Origin of the sequence: Chromohalobacter marismortui (assembly GCF_004364315.1) — a bacterium.
GTDB lineage: Bacteria > Pseudomonadota > Gammaproteobacteria > Pseudomonadales > Halomonadaceae > Chromohalobacter > Chromohalobacter marismortui.
This window is the reverse complement of the sequence record NZ_SOBR01000018.1, coordinates 3,354-5,526: the sequence shown is the minus strand read 5'-3', so window position 1 is coordinate 5,526 and position 2,173 is coordinate 3,354. Positions and strand designations below refer to the sequence as shown.

Annotated in this window: 2 rRNA genes (1 of these 2 running past the window's edge); both read right to left on the bottom strand. The window is 58.7% G+C overall.

Going from position 1 to position 2,173, the window contains the following annotated elements:
* Window positions 1-228 precede the first annotated feature (228 nt).
* A 5S ribosomal RNA gene (gene rrf, locus C8E00_RS16560) occupies window positions 229-344 on the bottom strand.
* Between the two features lie 108 nt (window positions 345-452).
* Window positions 453-2,173, bottom strand: a 23S ribosomal RNA gene (locus C8E00_RS16555); it runs 1,266 nt beyond the window's last position.

Here is a 2,173-nt window from a genome sequence, read left to right as displayed (position 1 = left end):
TGGCCGGGGTTCGGAAGAAATGCCTGACGATGTCCCGGGCGGCGTTCCGCTACTCTCGCATGGGGGTGAGACCGCCCGGCCCTTCGTGGCACCGCCACGAGGGCGGTCGAACGCCCCGAGCCGGCGAGGGGCCGGCCCGCGAAGCGGCCCCACCAGGTAAACAGCGGGACTCCCCATGCCCATAAAAAAATCCCGAGCACTTTCGTACTCGGGATTTTCGGGATAAGTGCCTGACGATGACCTACTCTCGCATGGGGAGGCCCCACACTACCATCGGCGCTGAGCGGTTTCACTGCTGAGTTCGGCATGGGGTCAGGTGGGACCCGCTCGCTATGGTCGTCAGGCGGAACTGGTGTCGAGGCCCACCGGGCCTCGACGCAATCGGGAATAAGCTGACACGCTACGTCTCGCGTATCCGGGATCGGCTCGTCACCAGACCCCTTGGGTGTTATATGGTCAAGCCTCACGGGCCATTAGTACACGTTAGCTCAACGCCTTGCAGCGCTTCCACACCGTGCCTATCAACCAGCTGGTCTCGCTGGGCCCTTCAGGAGGCTCGAGGCCTCGGGGAGATCTCATCTTGAAGGGGGCTTCCCGCTTAGATGCTTTCAGCGGTTATCCCGTCCGCACATAGCTACCCGGCAATGCCACTGGCGTGACAACCGGAACACCAGAGGTGCGTCCACTCCGGTCCTCTCGTACTAGGAGCAGCCCTTCTCAAATCTCCAACGCCCACGGCAGATAGGGACCGAACTGTCTCACGACGTTCTAAACCCAGCTCGCGTACCACTTTAAATGGCGAACAGCCATACCCTTGGGACCGACTTCAGCCCCAGGATGTGATGAGCCGACATCGAGGTGCCAAACACCGCCGTCGATGTGAACTCTTGGGCGGTATCAGCCTGTTATCCCCGGAGTACCTTTTATCCGTTGAGCGATGGCCCTTCCATACAGAACCACCGGATCACTAGAACCTACTTTCGTACCTGCTCGACGTGTCTGTCTCGCAGTCAAGCACCCTTATGCTCTTGCACTCATTGCACGATTTCCAACCGTGCTGAGGGTACCTTCGTGCTCCTCCGTTACGCTTTGGGAGGAGACCGCCCCAGTCAAACTACCCACCACACACGGTCCTCGACCCGGATAACGGGCCCAAGTTAGAACGCCAATGATGCCAGGCTGGTATTTCAAGGTTGGCTCCCCCGGGACTGGCGTCCCGGGTTCCAAGCCTCCCAGCTATCCTACACAAGCAACATCAGCGTCCAGTGTGAAGCTATAGTAAAGGTTCACGGGGTCTTTCCGTCTAGCCGCGGGGACACCGCATCTTCACGGCGATTTCAATTTCACTGAGTCTCGGGTGGAGACAGCGTGGCCATCATTACGCCATTCGTGCAGGTCGGAACTTACCCGACAAGGAATTTCGCTACCTTAGGACCGTTATAGTTACGGCCGCCGTTTACCGGGGCTTCGATCAAGCGCTTCGCGTGAGCTAACGCCATCACTTAACCTTCCGGCACCGGGCAGGCGTCACACCCTATACGTCCGCTTACGCGTTAGCAGAGTGCTGTGTTTTTAATAAACAGTTGCAGCCACCTGGTATCTTCGACCGGTGGCAGCTCGGGCCGCGAGGGCCGTCACCGCCACCGGCGCACCTTCTCCCGAAGTTACGGTGCCATTTTGCCTAGTTCCTTCACCCGAGTTCTCTCAAGCGCCTTGGGATTCTCACCCTGACCACCTGTGTCGGTTTGGGGTACGGTCGCATGTGATCTGATGCTTAGAGGCTTTTCCTGGAAGCGTGGCATCGATGACTTCCAGCCCGTGGGCTGTTCGTCTCGTGTCTCGGCCTTGAGGATCCGGATTTCCCTGAACCCTCGGCCTACACACTTTCACCAGGACAACCAACGCCTGGCTCACCTAGCCTTCTTCGTCCCCCCGTCGCAATCACATCCGGTACGGGAATATTAACCCGTTTCCCATCGACTACGCCTTTCGGCCTCGCCTTAGGGGCCGACTCACTCTGCTCCGATTGACGTCGAACAGAAACCCTGGGTCTTCCGGCGTGCGGGGTTTTCACCCGCATTATCGTTACTCATGTCAGCATTCGCACTCGTGATACCTCCAGCAGACTTCTCAATCCACCTTCGCAGGCGTACACGACGCTCCTCTACCGCTT